Origin of the sequence: Rufibacter tibetensis, from assembly GCF_001310085.1 — a bacterium.
GTDB lineage: Bacteria > Bacteroidota > Bacteroidia > Cytophagales > Hymenobacteraceae > Nibribacter > Nibribacter tibetensis.
Window position 1 is genome coordinate 3366295 of sequence record NZ_CP012643.1, and the last position, 24186, is coordinate 3390480.

General features: G+C 46.0%; 19 protein-coding genes, 2 tRNA genes and 1 pseudogene. 9 read left to right on the forward strand and 13 right to left on the reverse strand.

Going from position 1 to position 24186, the window contains the following annotated elements:
* Positions 1-16: 16 nt before the first annotated feature.
* The gene (gene porU2, locus DC20_RS13820) at positions 17-4993 is read left to right on the forward strand and encodes a putative type IX secretion system sortase PorU2 (protein ID WP_157593163.1); all 4977 of its coding nucleotides are present in this window, start codon (positions 17-19) and stop codon (positions 4991-4993) included.
* 228 nt (positions 4994-5221) lie between these two features.
* Here the strand turns inward: porU2 and DC20_RS13825 are convergent, their stop codons facing one another.
* Genes DC20_RS13825 through DC20_RS13835 form a run of 3 tightly spaced genes read right to left on the reverse strand, consistent with a single transcriptional unit; the run spans position 5222 to position 7909 of the window.
* A complete protein-coding gene (locus DC20_RS13825) occupies positions 5222-5728 on the reverse strand; it encodes a dihydrofolate reductase (protein ID WP_062544375.1) in 507 nt (168 codons plus the stop codon).
* A complete protein-coding gene (gene fmt / locus DC20_RS13830) occupies positions 5725-6666 on the reverse strand; it encodes a methionyl-tRNA formyltransferase (protein ID WP_062545962.1) in 942 nt (313 codons plus the stop codon). Before fmt ends, DC20_RS13825 begins: the two co-directional genes overlap by 4 nt.
* 4 nt (positions 6667-6670) lie before the next feature.
* Positions 6671-7909 carry an exo-beta-N-acetylmuramidase NamZ family protein gene (locus DC20_RS13835; RefSeq protein WP_062544376.1) on the reverse strand — a complete coding sequence of 413 codons (1239 nt, stop codon included), beginning with the start codon at positions 7907-7909 and terminating at the stop codon, positions 6671-6673.
* A 49-nt stretch (positions 7910-7958) separates the two neighbouring features.
* On the opposite strand from DC20_RS13835, the gene DC20_RS13840 reads away from it, so the two are divergent.
* Positions 7959-9173, forward strand: a complete 1215-nt coding sequence (locus tag DC20_RS13840; RefSeq protein ID WP_062544377.1) for an ABC transporter permease — start codon at positions 7959-7961, stop codon at positions 9171-9173.
* A gap of 126 nt (positions 9174-9299) precedes the next feature.
* Here DC20_RS13840 and DC20_RS13845 read toward each other — a convergent pair whose 3' ends face one another.
* The 3 genes from DC20_RS13845 to DC20_RS13855 form a co-directional block, all read right to left on the reverse strand.
* The gene (locus tag DC20_RS13845) at positions 9300-10088 is read right to left on the reverse strand and encodes a mechanosensitive ion channel family protein (RefSeq protein WP_062544378.1); all 789 of its coding nucleotides are present in this window, start codon (positions 10086-10088) and stop codon (positions 9300-9302) included.
* Positions 10089-10132: 44 nt separating this feature from the next.
* On the reverse strand, positions 10133-11311 hold the full coding sequence (locus DC20_RS13850) for a hypothetical protein (protein WP_062544379.1): 1179 nt from the start codon (positions 11309-11311) through the stop codon (positions 10133-10135).
* Positions 11312-11372: 61 nt separating this feature from the next.
* Positions 11373-12071, reverse strand: coding sequence for a peptidoglycan DD-metalloendopeptidase family protein (locus tag DC20_RS13855; RefSeq protein ID WP_062544380.1), 699 nt, complete (start codon positions 12069-12071; stop codon positions 11373-11375).
* A gap of 177 nt (positions 12072-12248) precedes the next feature.
* Between DC20_RS13855 and DC20_RS13860 the strand changes: the two genes are divergently transcribed.
* Entirely contained in the window at positions 12249-13331 is a 1083-nt protein-coding gene (locus tag DC20_RS13860) for a ferredoxin--NADP reductase (RefSeq protein WP_062544381.1), read from the forward strand.
* Positions 13332-13348: 17 nt separating this feature from the next.
* On the forward strand, positions 13349-15082 hold the full coding sequence (locus tag DC20_RS13865) for a M3 family oligoendopeptidase (protein ID WP_062544382.1): 1734 nt from the start codon (positions 13349-13351) through the stop codon (positions 15080-15082).
* A 98-nt stretch (positions 15083-15180) separates the two neighbouring features.
* On the opposite strand, the gene DC20_RS13870 is transcribed toward DC20_RS13865, so the two are convergent.
* Together DC20_RS13870 and DC20_RS13875 are read right to left on the reverse strand one after the other, a co-directional pair.
* The gene (locus DC20_RS13870) at positions 15181-15819 is read right to left on the reverse strand and encodes a hypothetical protein (protein ID WP_157593164.1); all 639 of its coding nucleotides are present in this window, start codon (positions 15817-15819) and stop codon (positions 15181-15183) included.
* Between the two features lie 217 nt (positions 15820-16036).
* On the reverse strand, positions 16037-16618 hold the full coding sequence (locus DC20_RS13875; protein WP_062544384.1) for a TetR/AcrR family transcriptional regulator: 582 nt from the start codon (positions 16616-16618) through the stop codon (positions 16037-16039).
* 199 nt (positions 16619-16817) lie between these two features.
* On the opposite strand from DC20_RS13875, the gene thiL reads away from it, so the two are divergent.
* Positions 16818-17846 (forward strand): thiamine-phosphate kinase, encoded by a 1029-nt coding sequence (gene thiL / locus DC20_RS13880; protein WP_062544385.1) that lies wholly within the window; start codon positions 16818-16820, stop codon positions 17844-17846.
* A 109-nt stretch (positions 17847-17955) separates the two neighbouring features.
* Here thiL and DC20_RS13885 read toward each other — a convergent pair whose 3' ends face one another.
* From DC20_RS13885 to rlmD, 3 genes are all read right to left on the reverse strand, one after another.
* Complete coding sequence (locus DC20_RS13885) at positions 17956-18279, reverse strand: low molecular weight protein tyrosine phosphatase family protein (protein WP_062544386.1); 324 nt, start codon at positions 18277-18279, stop codon at positions 17956-17958.
* Positions 18280-18305: 26 nt separating this feature from the next.
* Positions 18306-18674, reverse strand: a complete 369-nt coding sequence (locus DC20_RS13890) for a hypothetical protein (RefSeq protein WP_062545963.1) — start codon at positions 18672-18674, stop codon at positions 18306-18308.
* A 116-nt stretch (positions 18675-18790) separates the two neighbouring features.
* Positions 18791-20146: a 23S rRNA (uracil(1939)-C(5))-methyltransferase RlmD gene (gene rlmD, locus DC20_RS13895; RefSeq protein WP_062545964.1), complete on the reverse strand. Its 1356-nt coding sequence runs from the start codon at positions 20144-20146 to the stop codon at positions 18791-18793.
* Between the two features lie 381 nt (positions 20147-20527).
* On the opposite strand from rlmD, the gene DC20_RS13900 reads away from it, so the two are divergent.
* Complete coding sequence (locus DC20_RS13900; RefSeq protein ID WP_062545965.1) at positions 20528-21334, forward strand: SDR family oxidoreductase; 807 nt, start codon at positions 20528-20530, stop codon at positions 21332-21334.
* 240 nt (positions 21335-21574) lie between these two features.
* Here the strand turns inward: DC20_RS13900 and DC20_RS13905 are convergent, their stop codons facing one another.
* Positions 21575-22339 carry an SH3 domain-containing protein gene (locus DC20_RS13905; protein WP_062544387.1) on the reverse strand — a complete coding sequence of 255 codons (765 nt, stop codon included), beginning with the start codon at positions 22337-22339 and terminating at the stop codon, positions 21575-21577.
* Positions 22340-22407: 68 nt separating this feature from the next.
* Between DC20_RS13905 and DC20_RS13910 the strand changes: the two genes are divergently transcribed.
* Together DC20_RS13910 and DC20_RS13915 are read left to right on the forward strand one after the other, a co-directional pair.
* Positions 22408-22480: transfer RNA gene (locus DC20_RS13910), tRNA-Lys, on the forward strand.
* Between the two features lie 68 nt (positions 22481-22548).
* Positions 22549-22621: transfer RNA gene (locus DC20_RS13915), tRNA-Lys, on the forward strand.
* A gap of 328 nt (positions 22622-22949) precedes the next feature.
* On the opposite strand, the pseudogene DC20_RS13920 reads toward DC20_RS13915, so the two are convergent.
* A pseudogene (locus DC20_RS13920) lies at positions 22950-23327 on the reverse strand (mannonate dehydratase); the annotation flags it as partial.
* A 125-nt stretch (positions 23328-23452) separates the two neighbouring features.
* Here DC20_RS13920 and DC20_RS13925 point away from each other — a divergent pair.
* Positions 23453-24058 (forward strand): SGNH/GDSL hydrolase family protein, encoded by a 606-nt coding sequence (locus DC20_RS13925; protein WP_169788184.1) that lies wholly within the window; start codon positions 23453-23455, stop codon positions 24056-24058.
* The last annotated feature ends 128 nt before the right edge of the window (positions 24059-24186 follow it).

Sequence of the window (24186 nt, forward strand, 5' to 3'; positions counted from 1 at the left end):
GAGTGGTTCCTATCTTATGAAAACACCCTACTATTTAAGATTTTTATTTTTTACGCTTCTCCTTTCCTTTTCCCTGCTGGGCACTGTTGAACAGTCCTTCGGACAGCAGGTCATCTACGGAAATGAGTGGATCAACTATAACCAGAAGTATTATAAGATCAAAGTGCCTACCACAGGTATTTACCGTTTGGACAAAGCTTATCTGCAAGCTGCCGGCATCAACGGGGTAGACCCACGTAGCTTTCAGCTTTACCGTAGAGGCCAGGAAGTTTCCATCCACGTAGAAGGTGAGGCCGATGGCTCTTTTGACGCCAATGACTTCATTGAATTTTATGGAGAGAAGAATGATGGCGCAATGGATCGGGAGTTATACAAAGATCCTGTTCATCATATCAATCCATACTACAGCTTGTACACTGATACTGCTGCTTATTTCTTGACCTGGTCTACTGTTCCAGGAAAAAGAATGGTGCAGTACAATCAGGAACCAGCTGGTTTAGCTCCAGAGACGTGGCACTGGCAGGAGAATTATCTAATTGATGATTTTACTTACTCTGCAGGCAAAAGGTACGGAGAGAGTTACATGTCCTGGATGGATGCAGGTGAGGGTTTTACTGGGGGTGTTTCTGCTGGTTTTACTTACAACCTTCCAAATATGGCTTCAAACTTATTTAATGGTGGTCAAGCCCCTAAAGTTGAAATTGCCTTTTCTGGAGCCAACAACCAAAGTAATGAAGTCGATGTGTTTGTTAGACCCCCAAGCGGGCCTGAGCGGTTGATTGGTACCGCAAGGTTTAATACGTATGATGCGGTAAAACAGGAGTTTAACTTACAAATAACAGATTTTCATTCAGACGGTAAACTAGTTCTTCGTACAGCACCTAAGAACCCTCTTTCAAGATTCCGTACAACCTACTTCAAAACAATTTACCCCCAAAGAAATACAATCACAGCAGAAGGTGTTCTTTTTACGCCTGCCGCACTTGCATCCACTCCTGCATACTATGTCTTTGAAGGGAGTGGGGCGGTAAATGCAATAGGATACGATGTTACTAGTTTAGGAAATATCAAACGTGTACCTGGAAGAATAATTGGAGCACAGAAAGGCTTTGTATTCCCTGCTAGTTTCAATAAAGGCATTTTATGGACGGGAATGAACTTGATTCCTCTGCCAGCCAAAGAAACCGTTTTTAGATCAGTTTCTGGAAATAAAGCCAGTTTCTTGATTGTTTCCCATCAAAGTTTAATGGTTCAAAGTGGAGCCTCAAACAATCCAGTAAGAGACTATGCCGCCTATAGGGCTTCAGTAGTAGGAGGTAGTTATGATACATTAACCATGGAGGTAAACCAGCTTTATGACCAATTTTTCTATGGAGACAAATCGCCTGCAGCCATTAGAAGGTATATGAAGTTGATGCTTGCAAATGGGAACCCACAGTATTTATTCTTGATTGGGAAGGGTATTGAGGGCAACATTGATGTAAGAAAAAATCCTTCAAGGCTGGTTTACAAAGATTTGGTGCCAACGGGCGGTACTCCAGGTTCTGATGTTTTCTTTACTGCTAATTGGGAGTCTGGAGATTTGGTGCCTAAAGTGCCTACTGGACGTTTGCCTGCAAGTTCACCTCAGGACGTAGTATCCTACTTGGCAAAAGTACGCACCCATGAAGCCTTGCCTTTCAACCTGGATTGGCGTAAAAACATTCTGCATTTGATAGGGAGCAAAACGCTAGATGAGCAGAGAATATTTACAGGGTATATGAGGCGCTATGAACAAATTGCGGAGGGACCCTGGCTTGGAGGTAATGTACTTACTAAAATCAAAAATCTTTCTAACGCTGTAGAAACTGTTAATATTTCTTCTGAATTAAATGCTGGACTTTCATTGATAACTTTTTTTGGACACAGTTCAACAACTACTTCAGATCTAGATATTGGTTTGGTGTCAGATGTTGTAAATGGGTACAAAAATAGTGGTAAGTACCCAATGATTCTGATGAACGGTTGTAATGTAGGAAATACATTCACCTTAGGTAAGTCTTTTGGAGAAGATTGGCTGCTAACTCCAAACAAAGGTGCCATCTCTTTTTTGGCCCATGATAGTTTTGGTTATCCAACCCTGATGAACTTGTTTTCTTCAACTTATTACTCCGTTGCTTTTGGTGACTCTACCTACCTCTCAAAACCCTTGGGTGTCCAGCACCAGCGAACACTTGATATATTAAGCAGGTACAGCGGGGATAATGCTAATGCTATGCTCATGCAGATGGTGTTGCATGCTGATCCGGCGTTACGCCTTCTTGCTCCAGAAAAAGCAGATTATGCTGTTTCTAACGGTGGGGCAACCCTGCAGGCTTTAGACGGAAGCACAGTGACAGCTAACACGGAAAAATTTTCGCTAAAACTGGACATTAGAAACTATGGGAGGGTAGACCAGGACAGCTTCTATGTTTCAGTTAACAGAAAGTTGCCCAATGGTACTGAAGTCCTATATGACTCCATCAAAGTAGCCCCTGTCTACTACAGAGATACGCTACTGGTGGAGTTAGATTCTAAGAATCTGGAGGGTGCGGGTCTGAATACATTTGTGATACATTTAGATCATACAAACTCCATTGAAGAGATCGACGAAACTAACAATCAGATTACTATTGAGTACTTCTTCTCAAAAGATGGGGTATTAGCTCTCGGTCCACAGGAGTATTCAATAGTGAAAGACCAGAAAGTAAAGCTTGTAGGGCAATCTACAGATTTACTGACTGCTTCCAGAGGCTATCACTTTGAGTTGGATACAGTTCATACGTTTAATAGTTCCTGGAAGAAAACTCAGGTTGTACAAGCTGCTTCTTTGCCGGTTTGGGAAGTTAATTTGCCCGCGAATACAACCAGTAGGGACAGTGTTGTTTATTATTGGAGATTGAGGTATGCGACCATTGCTTCAGAAGAAGACACTGTTTGGGCAACAAGCTCTTTCCGGTACATCCCGGGAAGTGGTTCTGGTTGGTCTCAGAAAGCCATAGGCCAATTACAAAAAGCCGATAAACAAAAATTAGTAGATCAGCCTACCACCAATGGTTTTTCCTTTGCTGCTGGTACCTCTAGTAAAGAGATTGAAATAAACAGTGTAGGTGGTGGTCAACCATTTAGATATCCTCCATACGGTATTTTCCTGAATAACTTTAAAGTCAGTGAATGGGACTGTGGGGCTGGACCAACCATGATGGCGGTTGTCCTAAAAGACCAAACGCTGGAGCCCGTTAATGCCCCTTCTGAGTTTGCTTCCATTTGTGGGACCAACCCAAAAATTGTTTACCATTTCGGTGATTTGCGAGTAGCAATTAACCAACTACGCCTAGAAAACTTCTTGAAGAGTATCCCCAACGGGTACCATGTGGCTATGACAGGGATTGGGAGTGTTCCTTACTCTGAGATGAGTTCAGGTTTGAAAGCAGCCTTCAAGACAATTGGATCCTCAATCATTGACCAGTTACAAACTGGTGACCCATTTGCCATTATTGGAAGAAAGGGAACTGCCCCGGGAACTGCAACAGAAATGGGAGCCACTCCAAGTGATCCGATTGAACGCAATATGCAAGCCATTCGGGTAGAGAAGCAAGTGTATTCTTTAGAGTCACAGGGAACATTAACTTCTACCCTAATTGGTCCGGCAAAGGAATGGAAGTCACTTCACTATCAAATGAAAGTGGAGCTTTCTGACAGTTATACCTTAGATGTGATAGGGGTAGATGCTAACGCAAAAGAAACTGTACTTTCTTCAAATGTTACCTCCTCCAACTTCAGCCTGGCAGGTATTGATGCTAAGACATACCCTTACCTAAGACTTAGGTTAGATTTAAAGGATGAAACCCAAAGAACAGTTCCACAATTAGAGGAGTGGACGGTTCTATATGAGGGGGTACCGGAAGGATTGATTCGGCCTGATTTAGTTGGGCTGGATAAATACCTGAAGTTGTCAGAGCAGGCAGCTAGTGGCGAAGTAAATCTTAGGTTTGCTTTTCATAACATCAGTCAAGTAAGTTTCTCTGATTCACTTACGGTAGAAGCTACCGTGTTTGCAGAAAATGGATCAAATATCCCGAAAACGTTCAAGGTAGAGGCTCTGCAAAAAGAAGACACGGTTTTCTTCAACCACAAGTTTTCTACTGTTAATTTGACTGGGGCAAACAGACTTCGGGTAACAGTGAACCCCCGCATTCTGCCGGAGCAGACCTACCTTAACAATACCTTGGAGATTCCCTTCAATGTAAACTTATCAGCGGGTATGCCACCTGTGCTGGATGTGGTGTTTGACGGAGTAAGGATTCTAGATGGTGACATTGTATCTCCAAGCCCTTTGATCAGCATGGTGTTGAAAAATAATACCAAGACAGTTCCTATTACTGATCCTGCGTCTATGAAGGTGTATCTTAAGAAGACTGGTGCAGATTTTGAGGAGATAGACGTAACCACTAACCCACACATTAAGTGGTTCCCGGCAGATGATAAGAATGATTTCCGGGTGGAGTATCAGCCAGAAAAGTTAGAGAACGGAAAATATACCTTAGAAGTGCAAGGAGTTGATGCCCTGGGTCAACGCGCCGGTAGTGAGCGGTACAGTATCAACTTTGAAGTGGTAAATGAAGCCTCCATCACTAATTTCTACCCGTACCCTAACCCATTCTCGTCTAAAACAAGGTTTGTCTTTACCCTAACCGGAAGCACAGTGCCAGAGAAGATGAAGCTTCAGATTATGACGGTGACTGGGAAAGTGATTAGGGAAGTTCAGAAGGAGGAGTTAGGCCCTATCAAAATCGGGAACAACGTCTCTGAGTTTGCCTGGGATGGTACTGATGAGTTCGGTGACAGACTCGCAAATGGCGTGTACCTCTACCGCGTAGTAATGGATAATGGACCAGAAGAGATGAAGCACCGCTTTACGGCTGGTGACAAAGCCTTCAAAAATGGCTATGGTAAAATCTACATCTTGAGGTAATACTTTCTTGCATAGATAATACTGTCCTAAAAGAAAGCCGCCACTTGAATTCAAGTGGCGGCTTTCTTTTAGGACTAAAGGTTTAACCTTTCTAGAAGAGAGGATTCTAAGCTTTTGTTTCTGGGCAGTTTTGATAAAATTTGCCTAAATCCACTAACCCGAACCAGTCCCTACTCTAGAATTAATTTCTTGAAAGTGGCACTAAAATGGAAATTGATGTTTCAAATATTAGTTCTGGCTAAAACCAGCTTTTCGTCTAAAAGTGAAGAAGGAATAGGGATAGGCATGTTTTTCATCGGCGGGATGCTCTTCCTGTTCAGTAATCTCCCAAGCCTCTGCTTCTAATTCGGGGAAAAGCACATCACCCTCAAAAGATTCATGCACCAAGGTGAGGTACACAACTTCGGCCAACGGAAGTGCTTGCTCGTAGATTTCACCGCCGCCTACTACCAGCACTTGCTCATCTAGGGCTAAGCCTTGTTCTAACGCTTTCTCCAGGGAAGAAACTACAACACATCCTTCAGGAGCTTTGTACTCTGCTTGGCGGGTAACAATGATAGACGTACGACCGGGTAAGGGTTTACCAATGGCTTCAAACGTCTTACGGCCCATGACCATAGGGTGGCCCATGGTGAGTTTTTTGAAATGCTGAAGGTCTTTGGGTAAATGCCAGATGAGTTGGTTGTCTTTCCCGATGACGCGGTTTTCTGCAATGGCTACTACTATTCCAATCATATGGCGTGCTGAAAAGTGAATCCTCTTAAAAAGTCCTGAATTTTCATTCGTTTTTTGCCTTCCATCTGCAGTTCTTCTACCGCATAACCTGTCCCGTCTCCGCATTGAATGTGCAGAAAAGACTTTCCATCAGTTGTGTAGGAGCCGGGCTGAGTTTTAGGGGCGTTTTCCAGAACCTGCCCCGAAAAGATTTTGAATTGTTTTTCTTCCAGCACCGTCCAGGCTGCAGGATACGGCGATAAACCCCGCACAAAATTGTGCACCTGCTGGGCTGGTATCTCCCAATTGATCTGGCAGGTTTGCTTAAAGATTTTAGGAGCCATCCGGAGCGGCTCATCGGGTTGGGGTTGCGGATAAGGCTGAGTGCGTTCCTCCACAATGGCTTCAACGGTTTCGAGCAACAGGTCAGCGCCTGCGTGTTTCAGCTTCTCGTATAGCGTCCCGAAATTGTCTTCCGGGGCAATGGCTACTTTTTTCTGCAGGATAATGTCGCCGGTGTCAATCTCGTGCTGCAGGAAAAAGGAGGTTACTCCGGTTTCCTGGTCACCGTTGATGAGCGCCCAGTTAATAGGAGCTGCTCCACGGTAATGGGGCAGCAGAGAGGCATGAATGTTCAGGGAGCCCAGTTCTGGCATGTTCCAAACCGCCTCGGGCAGCATTCTGAAAGCCACAATCACTTGCAGGCTAGCCCTGTAACTTCTCAGCTCTTCCTGGAAGGCAGGATCTTTGAGGTTGGTAGGTTGCAGAATAGGCAAGTTGTGTTGCAACGCCAGTTCCTTCACTGGCGAATGCACCAGTTTCAGACCTCGGCCTGCCGGTTTGTCCGGCGCCGTAATAACGGCCACCACGTTCCAGTTGTTTTCTACTAAGGCTTGGAGGGCGGGCACCGCGAAGTCTGGGGTGCCCATAAAAATAATCCGGAGGTCTTCTTTCCGCATGAGGTTATTCAAAGTCAGGGTACAGCAAGTACTGCTTGCGCATTTTTTTATAGGCCTCTAAATCTGTCTTCCAGGAGGCGCGTATCTCTTTTTCGCTCAGGCCAGCCATGATCTGCTTCTGCAGTTCATCGGTCCCGGCCAGGCTCTTGAAGAAGTTGTTGAAGAACTTCTCCTTTTGCCCTGATTTTTGGTAAAAGTCAAGTAAATAGCTCAAGGTGAAGTTCTCTTTCAGGTTCAGTTTAGTCAGGTCTTTCCCGTAGCAAACTTGGTTCTTGTACGGCGGATCCATGGACATGCCCGGGATAGGCACGGGCGTAAACGAGAATGACTTATCTGGGTAATACGGTGCCCCAATCACCTGGAACGGCGTCTGTGTGCCACGCCCCTGGCTTACGGTTGTCCCTTCAAAAAGGCAGAGGAAGGGATATAGCTTTATAGATTGGTCGTTAGGCAGGTTAGGCGATGGCTTGTTTGGCAGAGAATAGAACATCTTATGGTTGTAGCCTTTTACCGGGATAGTCTTTACCTGCGCCTGCACCCCATTTTTAAGCCATTTTTCGCCATTGATCATCAAAGCGTATTCACCCAGCGTTAAGCCATGGGCAATAGGAATGGTGTTCATGCCCACAAAAGATTTGAATTGTGGCTTCAGCACCGTTCCGTCAATCAGGTAGCCAATGGGGTTGGGGCGGTCCAGCAGGAGCATGGGCTTGTTTTGCTCTGCGCAGGCCTCCATCACATAATGCATGGTGCTGCTGTAGGTGTAGAACCGTACGCCCACATCCTGGATGTCGAAAAGGACCACATCCACTTCTTTCAGCTGCTCCGCCGATGGTTTTTTGTTGCTTCCATACAGGGATAGAATAGGCAAACCAGTTTTGGAGTCGGTAGAGTTCTTGATGTGGGCACCGGCATCGGCATCACCTCTGAAACCATGTTCGGGGGCAAAAATCATGGTGATCTTCACGCCCCTGCTCAAAAGGCTATCTACTAAATGCGTTTTACCTATGGTAGACGTTTGGTTTACTACCATGCCCACGCGCTTGTCCTGCAGATACGGCAGATACAACTCTGTTTGCTGCGCGCCCGTTAGGAGAGGAGCTTCTTGCGGCGCCTGCTTAGCCGGCTCAGGGGGTGTACTGCTCGTGTTAACGGTAGTGCTGTTAGAGGGTATAGTTGCGGTTTTCTGGCAACTGACCAGCGTAGCACATACCATGGCCGTACGGAGGAGGATGGAGAGCATAGGTTTAGTTTAAGAACAGATAACTATCTTTAAGCACAAAATAGACGAAGTGAATCTTTCCCGTTACATTGCCAGTCGGTTGACCGGCGCCCGTTCAGACTCTTTTACCGCCTCGGTCACAAAAATAGCAAAGTTCAGCGTAGGGCTGGGCATTGCCATCATGATTGTGTCCTTTGCTATTCTGGAAGGCTTCCGGTATGAAATACAGGAGAAGATCTTCAGTTTTGGCGGACACCTGCAAATTAGCAAATTTGACACCAATAACTCCTTTGAAGGTTATCCCATGGGCACCTCCACAGGCTTAGACGACTATGAGAAGATCCCTGGGGTAGCCCATCTGCAACCCTTCGCCCGTAAGACAGCCATCATTAAAACCGATGAAGAAGTGTTGGGGGTAGTCTTGAAAGGAGTAGACTCTACCTATGACTTCCGGGGGATACGGGATAACTTAGTTTCTGGCTCTTTGATGGAGTTTACAGATACAGCCGCTTCCAACCAAATCATGATGAGCCAGCTCATGGCCGATAAACTCCGGCTGAAGGTGGGTGAGCGGGTACTTTTCTACTTTATCCAGAATCCGCCACGAATGCGCAAGTTTGAGGTGAAAGGCATCTTTAAGACGGGTCTGGAGGAGTTTGATAACGTGTATGTGCTGGGCGATTTGCAGCAAATAAGAGACCTGAACCAATGGCCAGATACCTTAGTGGGCGGTTACGAAATCCTCCTTAACGACTTTACCCAGATTGACACTGTCACGAGCCAGGTCTTTGACAAGATGAACTATGACTTGCAACTGGAGAAAATAACCGATACCTACGCCCAACTCTTTGACTGGCTGGAACTGCTTAAGCGGAACGTAGTGATTTTTCTGGTGCTGATCGTGTTTGTAGCCACCTTCAATATGGTGTCTACACTCTTTATCATGATTCTGGAACGTACCAATATGATTGGCGCACTTAAAGCCATGGGCGCTACCAACGGGCAAATTAGAGGCATTTTCCTGCACCGAGGGCTTCGGTTAACCATTGCCGGCTTGATTGGAGGTAACCTGTTGGCCCTGTTCTTCTGCGGCGTGCAGGACTATTTTCATCTCATCCCCTTAGACCCCGAAAATTATTATATGGACACTGTTCCCATCCATTGGGACTGGCGCATTTGGGTGGGCATCAATGCCATCACCTTCGTGTTAACCATGCTTTCCATTCTGTTACCTACACTGCTCATTGCCAGAATTCACCCGGTTAAAGCTATCAAGTTTGACTAAGTAAAAGTCCCTTTTTACGCCTAATTTTCTAAAATCAAGCGTAAAAAGGGACTCAACTGATTTTCTGAATCTTAATTAGGTTTAGGCCTATTTTTCTAGAACCACCAAATAAACTTTTCAGCCGGTTTATTTCAACCCTATTTCTGCTGCTTCAAAAGCTTCTTTGATTCTTTCGTTTAGTACTTCAGAAACCTGCTGGAAATTGTAGTTTCCCCGTTGCACCCATACTTTCATAGAGATGGTCATGGTTTGGCCGGACAGTTTTTCTACGCCTATGGTCGGTTCCGGGTCTTTCAAGATACGGTCATCCGTAGCAATCACTCTTTGAAGGACGTCTCTAATTTTTGATATAGGTATAGCTGCGTCAACGGAGTAAGAAACATCTAAACGCCGGGTATCTTCTACATCATAGTTTACGACCACCGCTGATGCCAATGGTCCGTTAGGAAGATAAACGGTTTTGTTGTCATCAGTGATGATCACGGTGTTGAAGATGTTGATGAGGTTTACTGTTCCCTTCTGCCCCTGCGCCTCAATAAAATCACCCACCCTGAAGGGCTTGACAGTCAAAATCAGCACCCCGCCTGCGAAATTAGATAAGCTACCTTGTAAGGCTAACCCTACTGCCAGACCTGCAGAACCAAGTACCGCAATAAAGGACGTTACTTCCAAGCCTACCTGGGCAATCACCACCATGATGAGCATAACCAGCAACACAATATTGAGGATGTTCCTCAAGAAAGGGCGCAGAGATGGGTCTACGTTTTTGCGGGTCATAAGCGCATACGTAAAATTTGTGATGCGCCTGATGAGCCATAGACCAACCAATAGTATAAAGATGGCAACAAGCACCTTAATGCCATACAGCACTGCAAAGTCTTGAATCCTGATCAGGAAACGTTCCGCGTCAAACATAAGTGAAGTGGGTGATTGAGGTTAAACTTTGTCCAAATGGAAAACTAGTTAACAAAGAGCAGCAACAATTGCTGTTTATAGAGCCCATGTGCTAAAGCAAGTAAATATAAAAAGGTAATTGGGGTTTGAATCTTTTGTAAAAGTGGTTTTCTGTGTTCTGCCGAGAAATAGGAGTGAATAGCTATTAACAAAAGAAATGTAGCTGGAGTAAGGAGTCTGAAGTCAAACATGTCAAATTTCATAAAAAAGCGAAGAATGACCATTGTTAGCCAGTAGCTTATTCCTACAAAGGCGATTGTTAATGAAAGGGAATCTGATTCTTTAGGGCTTAATAATGCCTTCCAAAAATTTTGTTTATTGATTCTCTTAAGCACTATGAAAAATATTCCAACTTGAAGAAGTAGGAAGAAAAAAGCAAGGAAATCAATTTTCTGAAAATCAAGCTTTCTAATTAAGAGCATCTCATTCAATTGTGTCTGAACTAGTTTGCTAAGCAGATATAAAAATGATTCGTCTGCCGGAATGCGGGTAGTACCAGAGTAATAACCAGTATGGAGTTGTACAAACCTAAAGTAATAAACAATAAAGGAAATAATGCAGACGGCAAGTCCAAGCAACAGCCCTACTTCCTTCCAATTTTTCTTCCAGAGAAAGTAAATTCCAAACATAGAAAGTACTCCTAAAAGAAAAGCACCAAAATATCTGTAAAGGAAAGACAACAGTATAGAGAACATAAGCTGAAAGGTCCATTCTACCTGTTCTAAAGATTTGAATAGAAAATGATGGAGAGAGATAGCAAACCACAACATAATCACCATCAACCCTGGCTCAGACCAAGTGTAGGAAAATATGTCTAAGATTGAATGCATGCAGAAGATGAGGCCAATCCAAAAGCTATTCTCAGGAAATAATTTGTAGATGAGGGCAAATGCAAAAGCAATCCAAAGCAGGTTAACCAACTTAGAATTCCAAAATATTGAAAGAGGGGAGAGATAGGATATGGTGGCGATTGAGAAAGAATACCCTAAAGGCCAAATAGTTAATGTAGTGGATTTGCCCTGATCCAGATATTGTAGGTTGCCTTTCTCTACAAGCGCTTCAGCCGCTTTAAGGTAATGAATGGAATCTGGTGTAGTGAAGCCATCAGGTTCTACTGCCACCCGCACTAAAATCACAATTGAAATAGCCAAAAAGAGGAGCAACAACTTTATACGTTCATGCATACTACCTTTCGAGGTTGTTTAGAAATCAAGTAGAACACCTTGCTGGAGCTCGATTTAGAACTCAGATTAAGTGCTTTGACCTTATAATGATGTTAGGATCAAGGCAGATTTGGCGGTAGTACCCTTCCTCAGAAGGAGCACAAACTCCCGGAAAGTCCCCGCTTTTCCCCAGAAGATCAGTCATTACCTGGAAATGAAGGTGCGGGGGCCAATCTCCGTTTTCTGGATATGGACCCATAGTAGCAACCTGCTCTCCAGCAGAAATGCGTTTGCCAGCTGACAACCCATCCAAGGAAGTTCGGCTCAGGTGACCGTACAAGGTGTAAAACGGAATGCCTTCTAGTTCATGCTGTAGAAGGATGGTAGGGCCATAGTCCCCAAAATTAGCATTGTCCTGAAAACTGTGCACGGTTCCCTCCAATGGTGCATAGATAGGAATGCCAGCCGGAGCCCAAATATCTACCCCCAGGTGGACCGATCTTCCTTCCGTAGAAGTATCAAAATGCTCGCTTCGGCGGTAAATAACTCTATTCTCAAAATAGCCACCCACTCCAATGGTTGCCTTCTTTTGCTGAAGCATCTCCAAAACAAACCTTTCAAATGAAGCGGTGTCCCGAAGGTCGGTCTGGAGAAGGGCCGAATTTTTTGCCGTAAAGTCCAGACGTACTATGTCTTCAGCGTTCAAGTCATGGTCAAGGAGAGGGGCAAAGGAAATTGCGGGAGCAGATAGGAGCTTGATCAGTTTAGAGGATTTTTCCATAAAAGGAACCTGAAACGGTAACTTAGTAAAAAATTAATTTGGAAAGATAAAGGAAAAACAAACGTACGACCGCTATTTTTTATGCTAAGTTCGGGTTGGTTTCTGAAATGTTGTAACTTTCCTCCCTTATTAAAAGTTAGTCAAACCCGAATCACATTCGTTTTTCGTATAAAAACTATGAGCAACGCTTATTTCAACATGAAAGTGGTGGACATCACACAAGAGACGTCAGACGCCATCACCCTTCATCTAGACCATCCAGAAAAGAAAAGTATCCCTTATATCCCTGGTCAATTTCTGACGTTGATTTTGCCGGTGAATGGCCAAAAGGTGCGTAGATCGTATTCTTTGTGCAGCATTCCTGAAGATCCGTACTTTTCAGTGACCGTGAAACGGGTAGAAGGTGGTTTGGTCTCTAACTTTTTAGCAGAAAATGCACAGATAGGGCAAACCATAGAAGTGATGGCCCCCATCGGGAACTTCAATCTCAAGCCAGAGCCCTCCCAGAAACGGCACATCTTCTTATTTGGCGGCGGAAGCGGTATTACGCCGTTAATGTCCATGCTCAGAAGCACCCTTACCTATGAGCCACAAAGCCGGATAACTCTCATCTACGGTAACCGGAACGTTGATTCAGTTATCTTCAAAGATCAGCTGGCCCAATTTGAGCAACAATATCATGAGCAACTGAAAGTAGTGCACGTGTTCAACGAGGCTCTGGTAGATGCTACTGAAAAGCAGGACCACATCGGGTTACTGGACCGGAACATGGTGCTGCGCCTGATTGATGACTTGAAAGTACCCGGTTTCCAGCAGGAATCATACTTCATATGCGGACCTGAAGGCATGATGAACGAGGTGCGCGAAGCCCTCCATTTTAAAGGAGTACCGGCAAGCCAGATTCATAAAGAAAGCTTCACCGCCCCAACTGGCCCCGAAGCGCAAAGTGCCGATGTAAGCGCTGCTCCAGAGTCTGACGAAATCATTACGCGTACAGTAACGCTGATCTATGAGGGACAGGAGTATCAGGTGGAGGTAAAACCCACAGATACTATCCTGGAAGCTGGTTTAAGAGCAGATATTGACTTACCTTACTCTTGCCAGGCCGGCCTTTGTACCGCCTGTATGGGTAAATGCCTGAGCGGACGCGTCCATCTAGATGAACGCGAAGGCTTGTCAGATGCAGAAATTGCCCAAGGATACGTTCTAAATTGCGTAGGCCATCCGCTCACCGCTGATGTGGTGATTGAGATTGGTTAATCTTTTTGCCCTGTTTTATGGAAAACACCTCTCAAACGCTCGCCTTGCCAGAACGCAAAACCCGCCAGTACCTTCCCGCCGATTTTGAGGTAGGAGATTGGGAATCGCTGGAGTCATACTTTGAGGAACTGAAAACCCGCGAGATTAACTCGCAGGAAGACCTGGAAAAGTGGATTACCGACCGCAGTGAACTGGAGAGCGTGCTCTCTGAGAACCTGGCATGGCGGTACATCAAAATGACCTGCGATACTCAGGATGAGGCTCTCACGCAAGCGTTTCAGTTCTTTGTCACCGAAATCGAGCCCAAAGCCTCTCCGTATGATGATGCCTTCAACCGCAAGCTGGTGGAGTCGCCGTACATAGATGGGTTAGATGAGCAGAAGTACCGCATTTACCTGCGGGGCGTACGCCGTGCCATTGAACTGTTCAGGGAGGAAAATATTCCCTTACAGACAGAAATCAGTACCAAACAGCAGCAATATGGCGCCATTGCCGGTGCCATGATGGTGACGCTAGATGGCGAGGAAATGACCCTGCAACGGGCCGCTGACCGCTTAAAGCAAACAGACCGGGCAGTGCGGGAAGAGGCTTACCTGGCCATTCAGACTCGGCGGCTGGAAGACAAGGAAAAGCTGGATGAACTGTTCACTGAATTGGTGCAACTACGCCATCAAGTGGCTTTGAACGCGGGCTTTGACAATTTCCGGGACTACATGTTTGCCGCGCTAGGCCGTTTTGATTATGGTCCTGAAGATACCTTTTCATTTCACCAGGCCATCAAAGAAAAAGTGGTGCCTGTCACCCGTCAGATTGATTTAGAACACAAGGAACTGCTAGGTCTGGACACCTTGAAACCTTGGGACATGGATGTAGATCCTAGTGGGTTGCCTCCGTTAGAGCCATTCCAAACCGGCGATGAACTCCTGACCAAGACTATTGACTGTTTCTATCGCTTAGATTCGTTCCTGGGTGATTGCCTGGTGACCATGCGTGAAATGGGGCATTTGGATCTGGAGTCGCGTAAGGGCAAGGCGCCCGGTGGCTACAACTATCCGCTGGATGAAATTGGAGTACCGTTCATCTTCATGAATGCTACTTCCTCGCTCCGTGATGTAGTTACTTTGCTGCACGAAGGAGGACACGCGGTGCATTCGTTCCTGACCCGTGATCTACCTTTGAATGCGGCGAAACACCCACCTTCCGAGGTAGCTGAACTGGCTTCCATGTCTATGGAGTTGCTAACCTTGGATCACTGGGACATCTTCTTCCCGAACCAGGAAGATCTGGTGCGTGCCAAAAGACAACACCTGGAAGGTGTGCTGGAGACGTTCCCGTGGGTAGCTACCATTGACAAGTTCCAGCACTGGATTTACGAAAATCCTACCCACACTATTCAAGAGCGCCACCAGAACTGGGTGCGTATCTTTGAGGAGTTCAACCAGCAGGAAGTAGATTGGAGCGGACTGGAGTACCTGAAGCCCTATATATGGCAAAAACAGCTGCACCTCTATGAAGTGCCTTTCTACTATGTAGAGTATGCCATGGCGCAACTTGGGGCTATCGCCGTCTGGAAACGCTACAAGTCTGAACCAGAAGCTGCGTTAGAAGGCTACAAAAAAGCCCTCTGCTTAGGCTATACCGCCACCATAGGTGAAATCTATGATGCCGCCGGTGTCCGGTTCGACTTCTCCAGCGACTATATCCAATCATTAGTAGATTTTGTCAAAGACGAGATGGCCCAGTTAGGCTAACTAATAATCTCAAAAACAGAACAGCCCCGGAATGATCTTCCGGGGCTGTTCTGTTTTTTACCCGTTTTTGTAAACTAAAGCCTTAATCAAAAGGGATTCTACTCCTGTTCTTCCTCGTCTTCTTTAGCAGGGGCGTTTTTATCTACCCATTGAAAAAGAGGAGCGGGTTGTAAAGTATCATAAGGTTTGCCCAGCTTGGGAACCTGACCCTTGTAGCGTCTGAGCAAAGTGTTTAATTCTTTGGCCGTTTGGTCATAGCGGCCACGGTAAAATACCACCTCGCTGTGATGAGCTGTAATGGATTGGTTGAGGGAGTCTACTCTTGCTATGCCTGTAGGGCCGTTTTCTGGTAAGAAGGCTCTAATCGCGTTCCAAACAGAATCCTGCGCCTGGTCATAGGCATCTATCTGGTCTGTGTTGCGCATGCTATTTCGGTCATAACGCAGGCCTTGTAGTCTGCGTAGCGCTTGTTGCAAATCGGCACGTTGGGTAGATTCAAGTGCAGCAGGAGGGATAGCGGCCAAAATCTCTTCCATCTGCTGGGTTTTTACGCTGTCGCTCCACATCATCACGTTCCATTTGCCAGTGAGGGTGTCAGACAACATAGTCAGCTCCTGCCGTAATTGATCGTCAGAAATTGGCCGAACCAGGCGGCCAGATTTACCTGAATCTTTGGAACAGCCCGCTAAAATCACTACCAGCGTTGCTGCCAATCCAAAGAGAAAATTATTTTTCATTACTGTGTTATTGAAACAAACGTGAGCCTGCTGTTTTGGTAAGGTGCGGCCTTCATCAAAGCCTGACAACCTGCAAACGTAACAGCCCTGCTTCCCGTTACAAAGTAGCCAAAAGCTTTTCCCTTGAGGGGGTGCAAACAAAGACAGGGGCCTGTTTTTCAAAAAGAAACGCAGTTGCCCCTGAGAAAGTATAGCCAAAAAGGTGCTTAAAGCAGATTTAGAAGTTTTTAAGCCCGTTAAGCAAGAGATTAGAAAGGAACTCGGCAATCTCGTCTGGGCTCATTTTACCTTCCGGCTTGTACCACATGTGCAGCCAGTTTAAGCTAGAAAGCAGGGTAAGCACCACAAACTTTTCATCGGTCACTTTAAACTCGCCGCTGGCGATGCCATCCCGCACAATCTGACGAAGACTTTCCTCATACTTGAACCGCATGTCATGGAATTTACTCAGTGAAGGCTCACTTAAATGACGCCATTCGTTCAGGAACACGCCCGCTGCCGGCGGGTTTTTAGTTAATACCCGCACGTGCGCGGCAACAGCTAAACGTAGCTTTTCGCCGGCGGGTACGTCCTGGTGCTGTACCTCGTCAAAGGCAGCGTTAAACTCATCGGCCATCTTGAAACAGACCCGCTGCAGAATGTCTTCCTTAGATTTGATATGTGAATAGAGGCTTCCGGCTTCAATTCCAAGTTCCAGCGCAAGGTCGCGCATGGTGGTGGCGGCAAAACCCCTTGATTTAAATAGGGAAGTGGCTACTTGGTCTATCTGTTCTTTCCGGGTCATTGGGGCACTGGACATAGAGGTATTCTTTATTGTCAAAGCTACTACTGCGAACACCCGTTAGCAAATTTAGTTTGTTCCCGTACTCCATTGCAGCGCCGTGAAGGATGCCGGGAAAAAGCTATCTTTGCATTTCGGGCAAGTTTTTCTAAAAATAAGACGAAAACGTATATCTCCTATTTCTTTACAGGAAAAAACTACGATAAACCGCATAAATATGTCAGAATATACCTCTTTAGATACTTTGGGCGAATTTGGCCTGATCCGGCGATTGCAGGAGAACATTGAGTTAACCCAGCCTTCCACCGTGGTGGGCATCGGCGATGACGCCGCAGTGCTGGAGCCCGGCCAGAAGCAGGTGGTGGTGACGTCAGACATGCTGGTGGAGAACGTGCACTTTGACCTGACCTTTTGCCCTTTGAAGCACCTGGGCTATAAGGCAGTGGCGGTGAACGTGTCAGATATTGCCGCCATGAACGCCATCCCTACCCAGATTGTGGTGAGTTTAGCCATCGGCGCGCGCTATACCGTAGAAGCCATTGAAGAACTATACGCGGGCATGCGCCTGGCCTGCGAAAACTACAAAGTAGACTTGGTGGGCGGAGATACCACCGCCTCGCGCGGTGGACTGGTCATCAGCATCACCGCCTTGGGCGAAGTAGAAAAAGGAAAAGCTGTGCTGCGCAGTACTGCCCAACTAAATAATTTGGTGTGTGTGACCGGAGACTTAGGTGGCGCTTACCTGGGACTGCAATTACTGGAGCGCGAAAAACAGGCCTTCTTGGCTGACCCTGAGACCCAACCTGAACTGGAAGGCAAAGATTACGTGATAGGCCGTCAGTTACGCCCAGAGGCCCGCATGGATGTGATCCATGAACTCAAGGAACTAGGCGTGCATCCCACTTCTATGATTGACATTTCAGACGGACTAGGCTCGGAATTGCTGCATATCTGTTCGCAAAGCAGGGTAGGAGCAGCCATTTACCAGGATAAACTTCCTGCGGACCAGCAGACTCTGGAAACCGCAGAGGAATTCAAGCTGGACCCGGTTACGTGTATTCTGAATGGCGGCGAAGACTATGAACTGCTTTTCACCGTGAAGATGGGGGACTATGACAAAATCCGGAACCACCCAGACATTACCATCATTGGCAACATTACCGATGCTGGCGAGGGCGTGCGGTTGGTGACCCCAAGCGGCAATGCGTTCCCCATTAAGGCGCAAGGCTGGAATCACTTCAGCTAAGATGATTATGTTTTTAAATGCGTAAGGCCGGGATGTTTCATCACGGCCTTACGCATTTAAAAACTAATGTATTTCCTGCCTGATTTTCTGAATAGGGGCAAAAAGTGATTCAGGTGTATAGGAGCGGACTTACAGAGGTCTCCAGCATTTGAATTAATTCCTCGTCCATGTACCCATACTCATCTGGGATGTCCAGCACGTATAGTTCTTTTTCTCTGACGAGGGTACCGTAGGTGGAGATCAGGATTTGTTTATGCTTTTTCTCCATTACAAAAATCAAGTCAGCCCATTCCAGCAGTTTGGCGTTAACTTTTATTCTAGCCTTATCTGAGGTTCCGGCAGACCGGCAGGTAAAGCCTTCATAAGTTTGAAAAACCTTTTCAGCGGTTGGGCTTCGCCATTGGTTACGGCTACAAATAAACAGAACGTTCATGTGGTTTGTACCTAAAGGAGATACCCTTAATCCTCTGGGTAAGGCACAAACACGAAATTCATGAAATCACGGTCTATCACAAAAAGGCAGCAGTATTCATCCGCATCGCGGTAAGCTTGCTGAAACTCCTCTATTTTGTCAGCACCCACCAACTGCCGGTTTACAAAGTCCTCCAGGTAAGAGGCATTGATGTGCCATTCCAATTCTCGCTCATGGGCTGCTATCAATAATCCACCAATTTGGGTGACTTCCCGGGAAAACACGAAAATGGGGTATTTAGATATATCACGCTTCCGGATGAGGTAAGAAGCTTCTTTAAGCGTATCAAACACCTGCACAAAATCTTTGGTGATCGTGCCCAGGTATTTACCATTCAGTTCTGGATCGTTTTGCATAGAGATATTACTTGTGCGTAACTGGTAGCACGTATATTCTTGTAAAGAGATGCATTTAGGGACTGTTTTCCAGAAAGCAGCCCCTAAATGCAAATATGGTGTTTAAAAACCTGAGATTATCCTCTCAAAGTCAGCAGTGCCACGCTTTCTACATGGTACGTCTGAGGGAACATATCTACCGGCTGAATTTTGATCACATCGTACAGCTCAGACAGCATTTCAAGGTCGCGGGCCTGGGTGGCCGGGTTGCAGCTTACGTACACAATCCGGTTCGCTTTCACTTCCAAGAGCTTGGCTACTACGTCTGGGTGCATGCCCGCGCGGGGCGGATCTGTGATAATGACATCTGGCCTACCATGATGCGCAAAGAGTTCATTGGTGAGCACGTCCTTCATGTCACCGGCGTAAAAGTGCGTGTTGGTGATGTCATTGATCTGCGAGTTGATTTTGGCGTCTTCAATGGCGCTGGCCACGTACTCAATGCCTACCACCTGCGCGGCTGACCTTGCCACGAAGTTAGCGATGGTACCAGCACCCGTATAAAGATCATATACCGTCTCTGTGCCATTTAGTAGGGCGAACTCACGTGTAAGTTTGTAGAGGTTGTACGCCTGTTCTGAGTTGGTCTGGTAGAAAGACTTTGGCCCCACTCTGAAACGGAGCCCTTCCATCTGCTCATGAATGTACGGGTCACCGTGGTAGCACACCACCTCCAGGTCATGGAACGTCTCGTTGCCTTTGCTATTCACCACGTACTGCAGCGAGGTGATCTGCGGGAACTCCTGCAAAAGGAAATCCAGCAGGGGCTGCAGCCACTCCATCTTGTCCTGGAAAACTTGTACAATCACCATCAGGTCACCGGTGTTGGCAGTGCGTACAATCAGGTTCCTGAGAAAGCCTTCCTGCTTCACCAGGTCAAAGAACGGCAGGTTGTGCTCAATGGCATACCCTTTTACGGCTAGCCTGATCTCATTAGAGGGACCAGGTTGCAGGTAGCAGTGGCGCAGGTCTACTATTTTATCGAACCTTAGCGGGATATGGAAGCCTAATGCTCTTCGCTCCAGTTCTTCACCGCTGTCGATCTGTTCTTTGGTCAACCAGGCGTTGTCTGAGAAGGTATATTCCAGCTTGTTCCGGTAAAAGCTTACCCGGTCTGAGGGAAGGATGGGAAGCATTTCATGGCCCTTGATCTTGCCGATGCGCTCCACGTTGTCATTTACCTGTTTCTGCTTGTAGAACAGCTGGGTTTCATACGGAATGTGCTGCCACTTACATCCCCCGCATACACCGAAATGCTCACAAAACGGCTGAGTACGCGCCTCAGAATACTCATGGAAATGCACAGGCACTCCCTCCAGGTAATTCTTCCGTTTTTTGGTGATCTTAACATCCACCACGTCGCCGGGAGCCACGTCAGAAATGAATACCACCAGGTTGTCATGGCGCACCAGGCACTTGCCCTCGGCGGCCATTTCCTCTACGCGAAGCTGCGTGAGGACTTCATATTTATGTTTCTTCTTCTTGTATCTTTTCACGGTGCTGCAAAATTACAAAGAAAACTCTGCACAGCCGCCCAAATGCTGAAAGCTTCCGTTTTGAGCCTTTATTTCTTGTTTTTGCTTTAAAGCGTAAGCCTTGCAATTCAAGGGTTGTGGCAAAAAAGCGAGGAAGGCAATGTCCGTCCTTTATTTCTCAGGCCTGGGTTCAATCGAATAAAGCTTATAATTCCAGAGCTTATTTTATAAAAAAGATGTAAAATACAAGACTATGACGAAAGGCACGGAAAGAAAGTGGTTGCCAAAAGTTCTCGTATTTTTGTAAGGGCAGCGGTGTTGCCGAATGAAGCAGAAAACATGAAGAATAAAGTAATTATCATCACCGGCGGCTCTTCGGGCATTGGTAGGGCGTGTGCTTTGGCGTTTGGAAGAGCGGGCGGAAAGGTGGTTATTTCAGCCAGGAATACCCAGAAGCTGCAGGAAGTAGGGCAGGAGTTAGCAGCTGCTGGGGTGGAATATCTGGCCGTGACGGGTGATGTAAGCAAGGAAGTTGATTGTATTAGGCTGATTGAAGAAACCGTGGTACGGTTCGGGAAGATAGACGTGATGCTGAATAATGCCGGCATTAGTATGCGGGCTCTCTTCCAAGACGTGGATCTGGAGGTGATCCGTCAGTTAATGGACATTAATTTTTGGGGCACTGTGTACTGCACAAAATATGCCTTGCCCTACCTCCTGAAAACCAAAGGCTCTGTAATTGGGGTTTCCTCCATTGCTGGATACCAGGGACTACCGGGCCGGACGGGGTATTCTGCATCTAAGTTTGCCATGCAGGGCTTTCTGGGAGCATTGCGCACCGAGACGCTTCACCAGGGTTTACATGTGATGATTGCCTGCCCAGGATTCACAGCTTCTAATATTAGAAACACCGCACTCGCTGCAGATGGCCGACAGCAAGGTGAGTCGCCGCGCGATGAAAGAAAGATGATGACGTCTGAGGAAGTGGCAGCCATGATTCTGGAGGGAACGCGCAGGCGCCGCCGTGAAATGGTGATGACAAGTCAGGGTAAATTAACCGTGTTCCTCAGTAAGTGGTTACCAGGCCTCACGGACAAGTTAGTGTACAACCACATGAAAAAAGAGCCAGATTCTCCTTTTAAATAAGAGATGGTTTAATTTTTTGGTAGATTTTCATAGAAAGAAGCTGAAATAGGGATTTGGTTCAATCCTATGGCGATCTGTTAGTTTTACTAGCAGAGAAAAATTTTACTAGAGATTTAACTAATCAAGAAAATAAATCCTAGTGGTTATGCCTTTCATTGAAGGCATAACCACTAGGATTTATTTGTAAATAATATTTTTAGGAAGAATTTGAGTGATGACTAGGGGTGAAGTGTCTATAGGCTAAAGTATCCCTTTGTCACTTAAAGGCTGGGGTAACAATAATAGATTGTTTTTTCTGATGTAGGCAGTCTTGTCTTCCCATTCAATCTGATACCAGATGTCATATTCCCCTTCAATGTTTACTTTGTGCCCCATGCCAACTGTTGCCACCAAGCCAGCTCCAGCTGAAGGAGCGGTCATGATGGGGACATTGCTGTTCTGAATGATTCCCTCCTGATCCAGGCTCAGAAAATTGGTGAAGTAAAAGATAAAAGCAAGGTACATCACAAAACCAACTTTTACTCTGGAGGTTACTGGTTTGCGCTTAACCCAACTGCTCACCAGAATTGTAATGCAGATAATAGCCCCAACTAACAGAATTTCTAGTATCTCAGAGTAGTACTTGTAGAACTGAGTTTTGAAGAAGTTCCAGTCGGTATACTCGTAGCCAGAAAAATGTTGCTGTAAACCTACTTCTTCCATCTTCCGCAGGACAGACCGGGTGGGGTGCTTGCTGTAATACAGTTGCAGGTAGTGCATGGATTGGGTGTATTGCTGCAGCCCTTCATGAATGTACGCCATTTTCAAGAGCATCTGTGGAGAATAAATTCGCTTCTTCTTCAGCAACTGCTTGTAAATATCTAAGGCTTGGGTGTACCTGTGTTGGGTGTACAAAGAATCTGCTTTGGAAAGTAGACTGTTAGAATATTGAGCCAGAACAGGTTGCGGGTTGAAGAGCCAGAAGGCACAAAAAACCAGACAGAATTTGCAAAAAATGTTTGGCATTTACAGAAAGTGATTATACTTTTGCATCGCAAATGAGGGTAACGCCCTCTTAAGCAAAGGTAGTAAAAGATTCTGTAGCTCAGCTGGTAGAGCAATACACTTTTAATGTATGGGTCCTGGGTTCGAATCCCAGCGGGATCACAAGATCACCAAAAGCCTTTCCGGCATAAAGCCGGGAAGGCTTTTTTTACCACCTTCTTTCAATTTCTGATTCTGTAGCTCAGCTGGTAGAGCAATACACTTTTAATGTATGGGTCCTGGGTTCGAATCCCAGCGGGATCACACCACTCTAAAAGGGTGAAAACAAGAAAGGTCGTTTACGCTATGTAGACGGCCTTTCTTGTTTTCGGTCCTGTTTTTTATTAGAGGCTTTTTAACTCGATTTTACTTCCGAGAGTTGCCTGAGTTGTTGGAGGGGCATTTCAACAAACCCTTTAGCTTACTGTAGTAGAAAGATTAAGAAAAACTGGTTGCCGTTTTTGGCCTGCTTTTGGTGAAATAGGTCAGAAACGGTAACCAGTTTTTATACTGTTTTTTGCTTTATTAGAGTGTTCAGACTCTGTGCTTAATTATGCATTTCAATAAACAGAACAGCTTTCTAAGCGCTACTTTAGTTATCGGCAAGGCTTCTGTGGATTCCCAGTTCCAATCCGCGTAGTTCTGCCAAGCCGCGCAGGGGACCGATGGCCGAGTAGCCGACGTTGGTTTTCTTTTGTAGGTCATCCAGCATTTTATGGCCATGATCTGGGCGGAAGGGCAGGCACGAGTCTTTTCTTCCGGCGGCAATACGTTTCTGTTGCTCGGTTACCAAGGCTTTCATGACGTCGTACATGTCTAGGACACCGTCTAGGTGGTCGGCTTCATGGAAGTTTCCTTCCGCATCGCGGCGAATGGCGCGCAGGTGTACGAGATGGATACGGTGGGCTAGGCGCTCTACCATTCCCGGCAGGTCGTTATCGGGGCGAATGCCGAAGGAACCGGTACAGTAGAGGTGTTTTTGTCAGAACCATATGAAGGGTAATTATTTACAGACAACATAGATTAAAGATGAAAGCCATACTTTTTCTCTTATTGCTTTTTCCATGTGTGCTTTTTGCACAAACAGACAAAGAGGTGAATATTTTAACTCTTGGCGATAGTAACGGCACTTTCCCAGACAGCTGGCCAAAGCAACTCCAGCGAGCCTTACCCAATGCGCAGGTATACAACATCAGTAAAGGTGGCCGGACCATTGGCTTTGTCAATAACGGTGACAATAACCTTAATTCACTTCTTGTCATTGATGAAAACCTCCGCAAAGCAGCTAATCATACGAAAGAAAGGCCCTATGACTTCATCGTCCTGGAACTGGGTACCAACGATGCCAAAGCAGTTTTTGCTGACCGGCAAAAAAAAGTGCCGGGTAACTTGGAAAAGCTGATCAAGACCATTAAGGGAAGCAACTATCCAACCATCAGCCAGGCTAAGATTATCATCATTTCTCCGCCTCCTTACGGTACCAAAGCAGAGGTCCTTGAAAAATACAAAGGTGGTGACAAAAGGGTGAAGAAGATGAGCAAGTCCTTTAAAAAGGTAGCGAAGCGTAACGGCTGCCTTTTTGTAAATGGCTATAAAACGCCTGGATTGAATATTGAGGCAATGACCGAAGATGGACTGCACCTGGATGTAGCAGGATCTAAGCATTTGATTGAACCAGTAGTAGCACTCATTGCGAAGTAAAAGTAGTTAGATGAGTTGGTTCATATGGCTGCTGGTGATGTTCTTTTGAGCTGAAGATTGGTGTCCTGTTCATTGGCTCACCTAAAAGGGGAAACTGTAAGACAACTTCTCTTTCCCTATCTTTTATG

Excerpts from the sequence above, each read along its gene's own strand:
- DC20_RS13885 (WP_062544386.1), bottom strand. The coding sequence starts at position 18,279 with ATGAACGTTCTGTTTATTTGTAGCCGTAACCAATGGCGAAGCCCAACC.
- DC20_RS13875 (WP_062544384.1), bottom strand. The coding sequence starts at position 16,618 with ATGTCCAGTGCCCCAATGACCCGGAAAGAACAGATAGACCAAGTAGCC.
- DC20_RS13905 (WP_062544387.1), bottom strand. The coding sequence starts at position 22,339 with ATGCCAAACATTTTTTGCAAATTCTGTCTGGTTTTTTGTGCCTTCTGG.
- fmt (WP_062545962.1), bottom strand. The coding sequence starts at position 6,666 with ATGCGGAAAGAAGACCTCCGGATTATTTTTATGGGCACCCCAGACTTC.
- DC20_RS13900 (WP_062545965.1), top strand. The coding sequence starts at position 20,528 with ATGAAGAATAAAGTAATTATCATCACCGGCGGCTCTTCGGGCATTGGT.
- DC20_RS13845 (WP_062544378.1), bottom strand. The coding sequence starts at position 10,088 with ATGTTTGACGCGGAACGTTTCCTGATCAGGATTCAAGACTTTGCAGTG.
- DC20_RS13860 (WP_062544381.1), top strand. The coding sequence starts at position 12,249 with ATGAGCAACGCTTATTTCAACATGAAAGTGGTGGACATCACACAAGAG.
- thiL (WP_062544385.1), top strand. The coding sequence starts at position 16,818 with ATGTCAGAATATACCTCTTTAGATACTTTGGGCGAATTTGGCCTGATC.
- rlmD (WP_062545964.1), bottom strand. The coding sequence starts at position 20,146 with ATGGCCGCCGAGGGCAAGTGCCTGGTGCGCCATGACAACCTGGTGGTA.
- DC20_RS13835 (WP_062544376.1), bottom strand. The coding sequence starts at position 7,909 with ATGCTCTCCATCCTCCTCCGTACGGCCATGGTATGTGCTACGCTGGTC.
- DC20_RS13890 (WP_062545963.1), bottom strand. The coding sequence starts at position 18,674 with ATGCAAAACGATCCAGAACTGAATGGTAAATACCTGGGCACGATCACC.
- DC20_RS13855 (WP_062544380.1), bottom strand. The coding sequence starts at position 12,071 with ATGGAAAAATCCTCTAAACTGATCAAGCTCCTATCTGCTCCCGCAATT.
- DC20_RS13850 (WP_062544379.1), bottom strand. The coding sequence starts at position 11,311 with ATGCATGAACGTATAAAGTTGTTGCTCCTCTTTTTGGCTATTTCAATT.
- DC20_RS13870 (WP_157593164.1), bottom strand. The coding sequence starts at position 15,819 with ATGAAAAATAATTTTCTCTTTGGATTGGCAGCAACGCTGGTAGTGATT.
- DC20_RS13825 (WP_062544375.1), bottom strand. The coding sequence starts at position 5,728 with ATGATTGGAATAGTAGTAGCCATTGCAGAAAACCGCGTCATCGGGAAA.
- DC20_RS13865 (WP_062544382.1), top strand. The coding sequence starts at position 13,349 with ATGGAAAACACCTCTCAAACGCTCGCCTTGCCAGAACGCAAAACCCGC.
- porU2 (WP_157593163.1), top strand. The coding sequence starts at position 17 with ATGAAAACACCCTACTATTTAAGATTTTTATTTTTTACGCTTCTCCTT.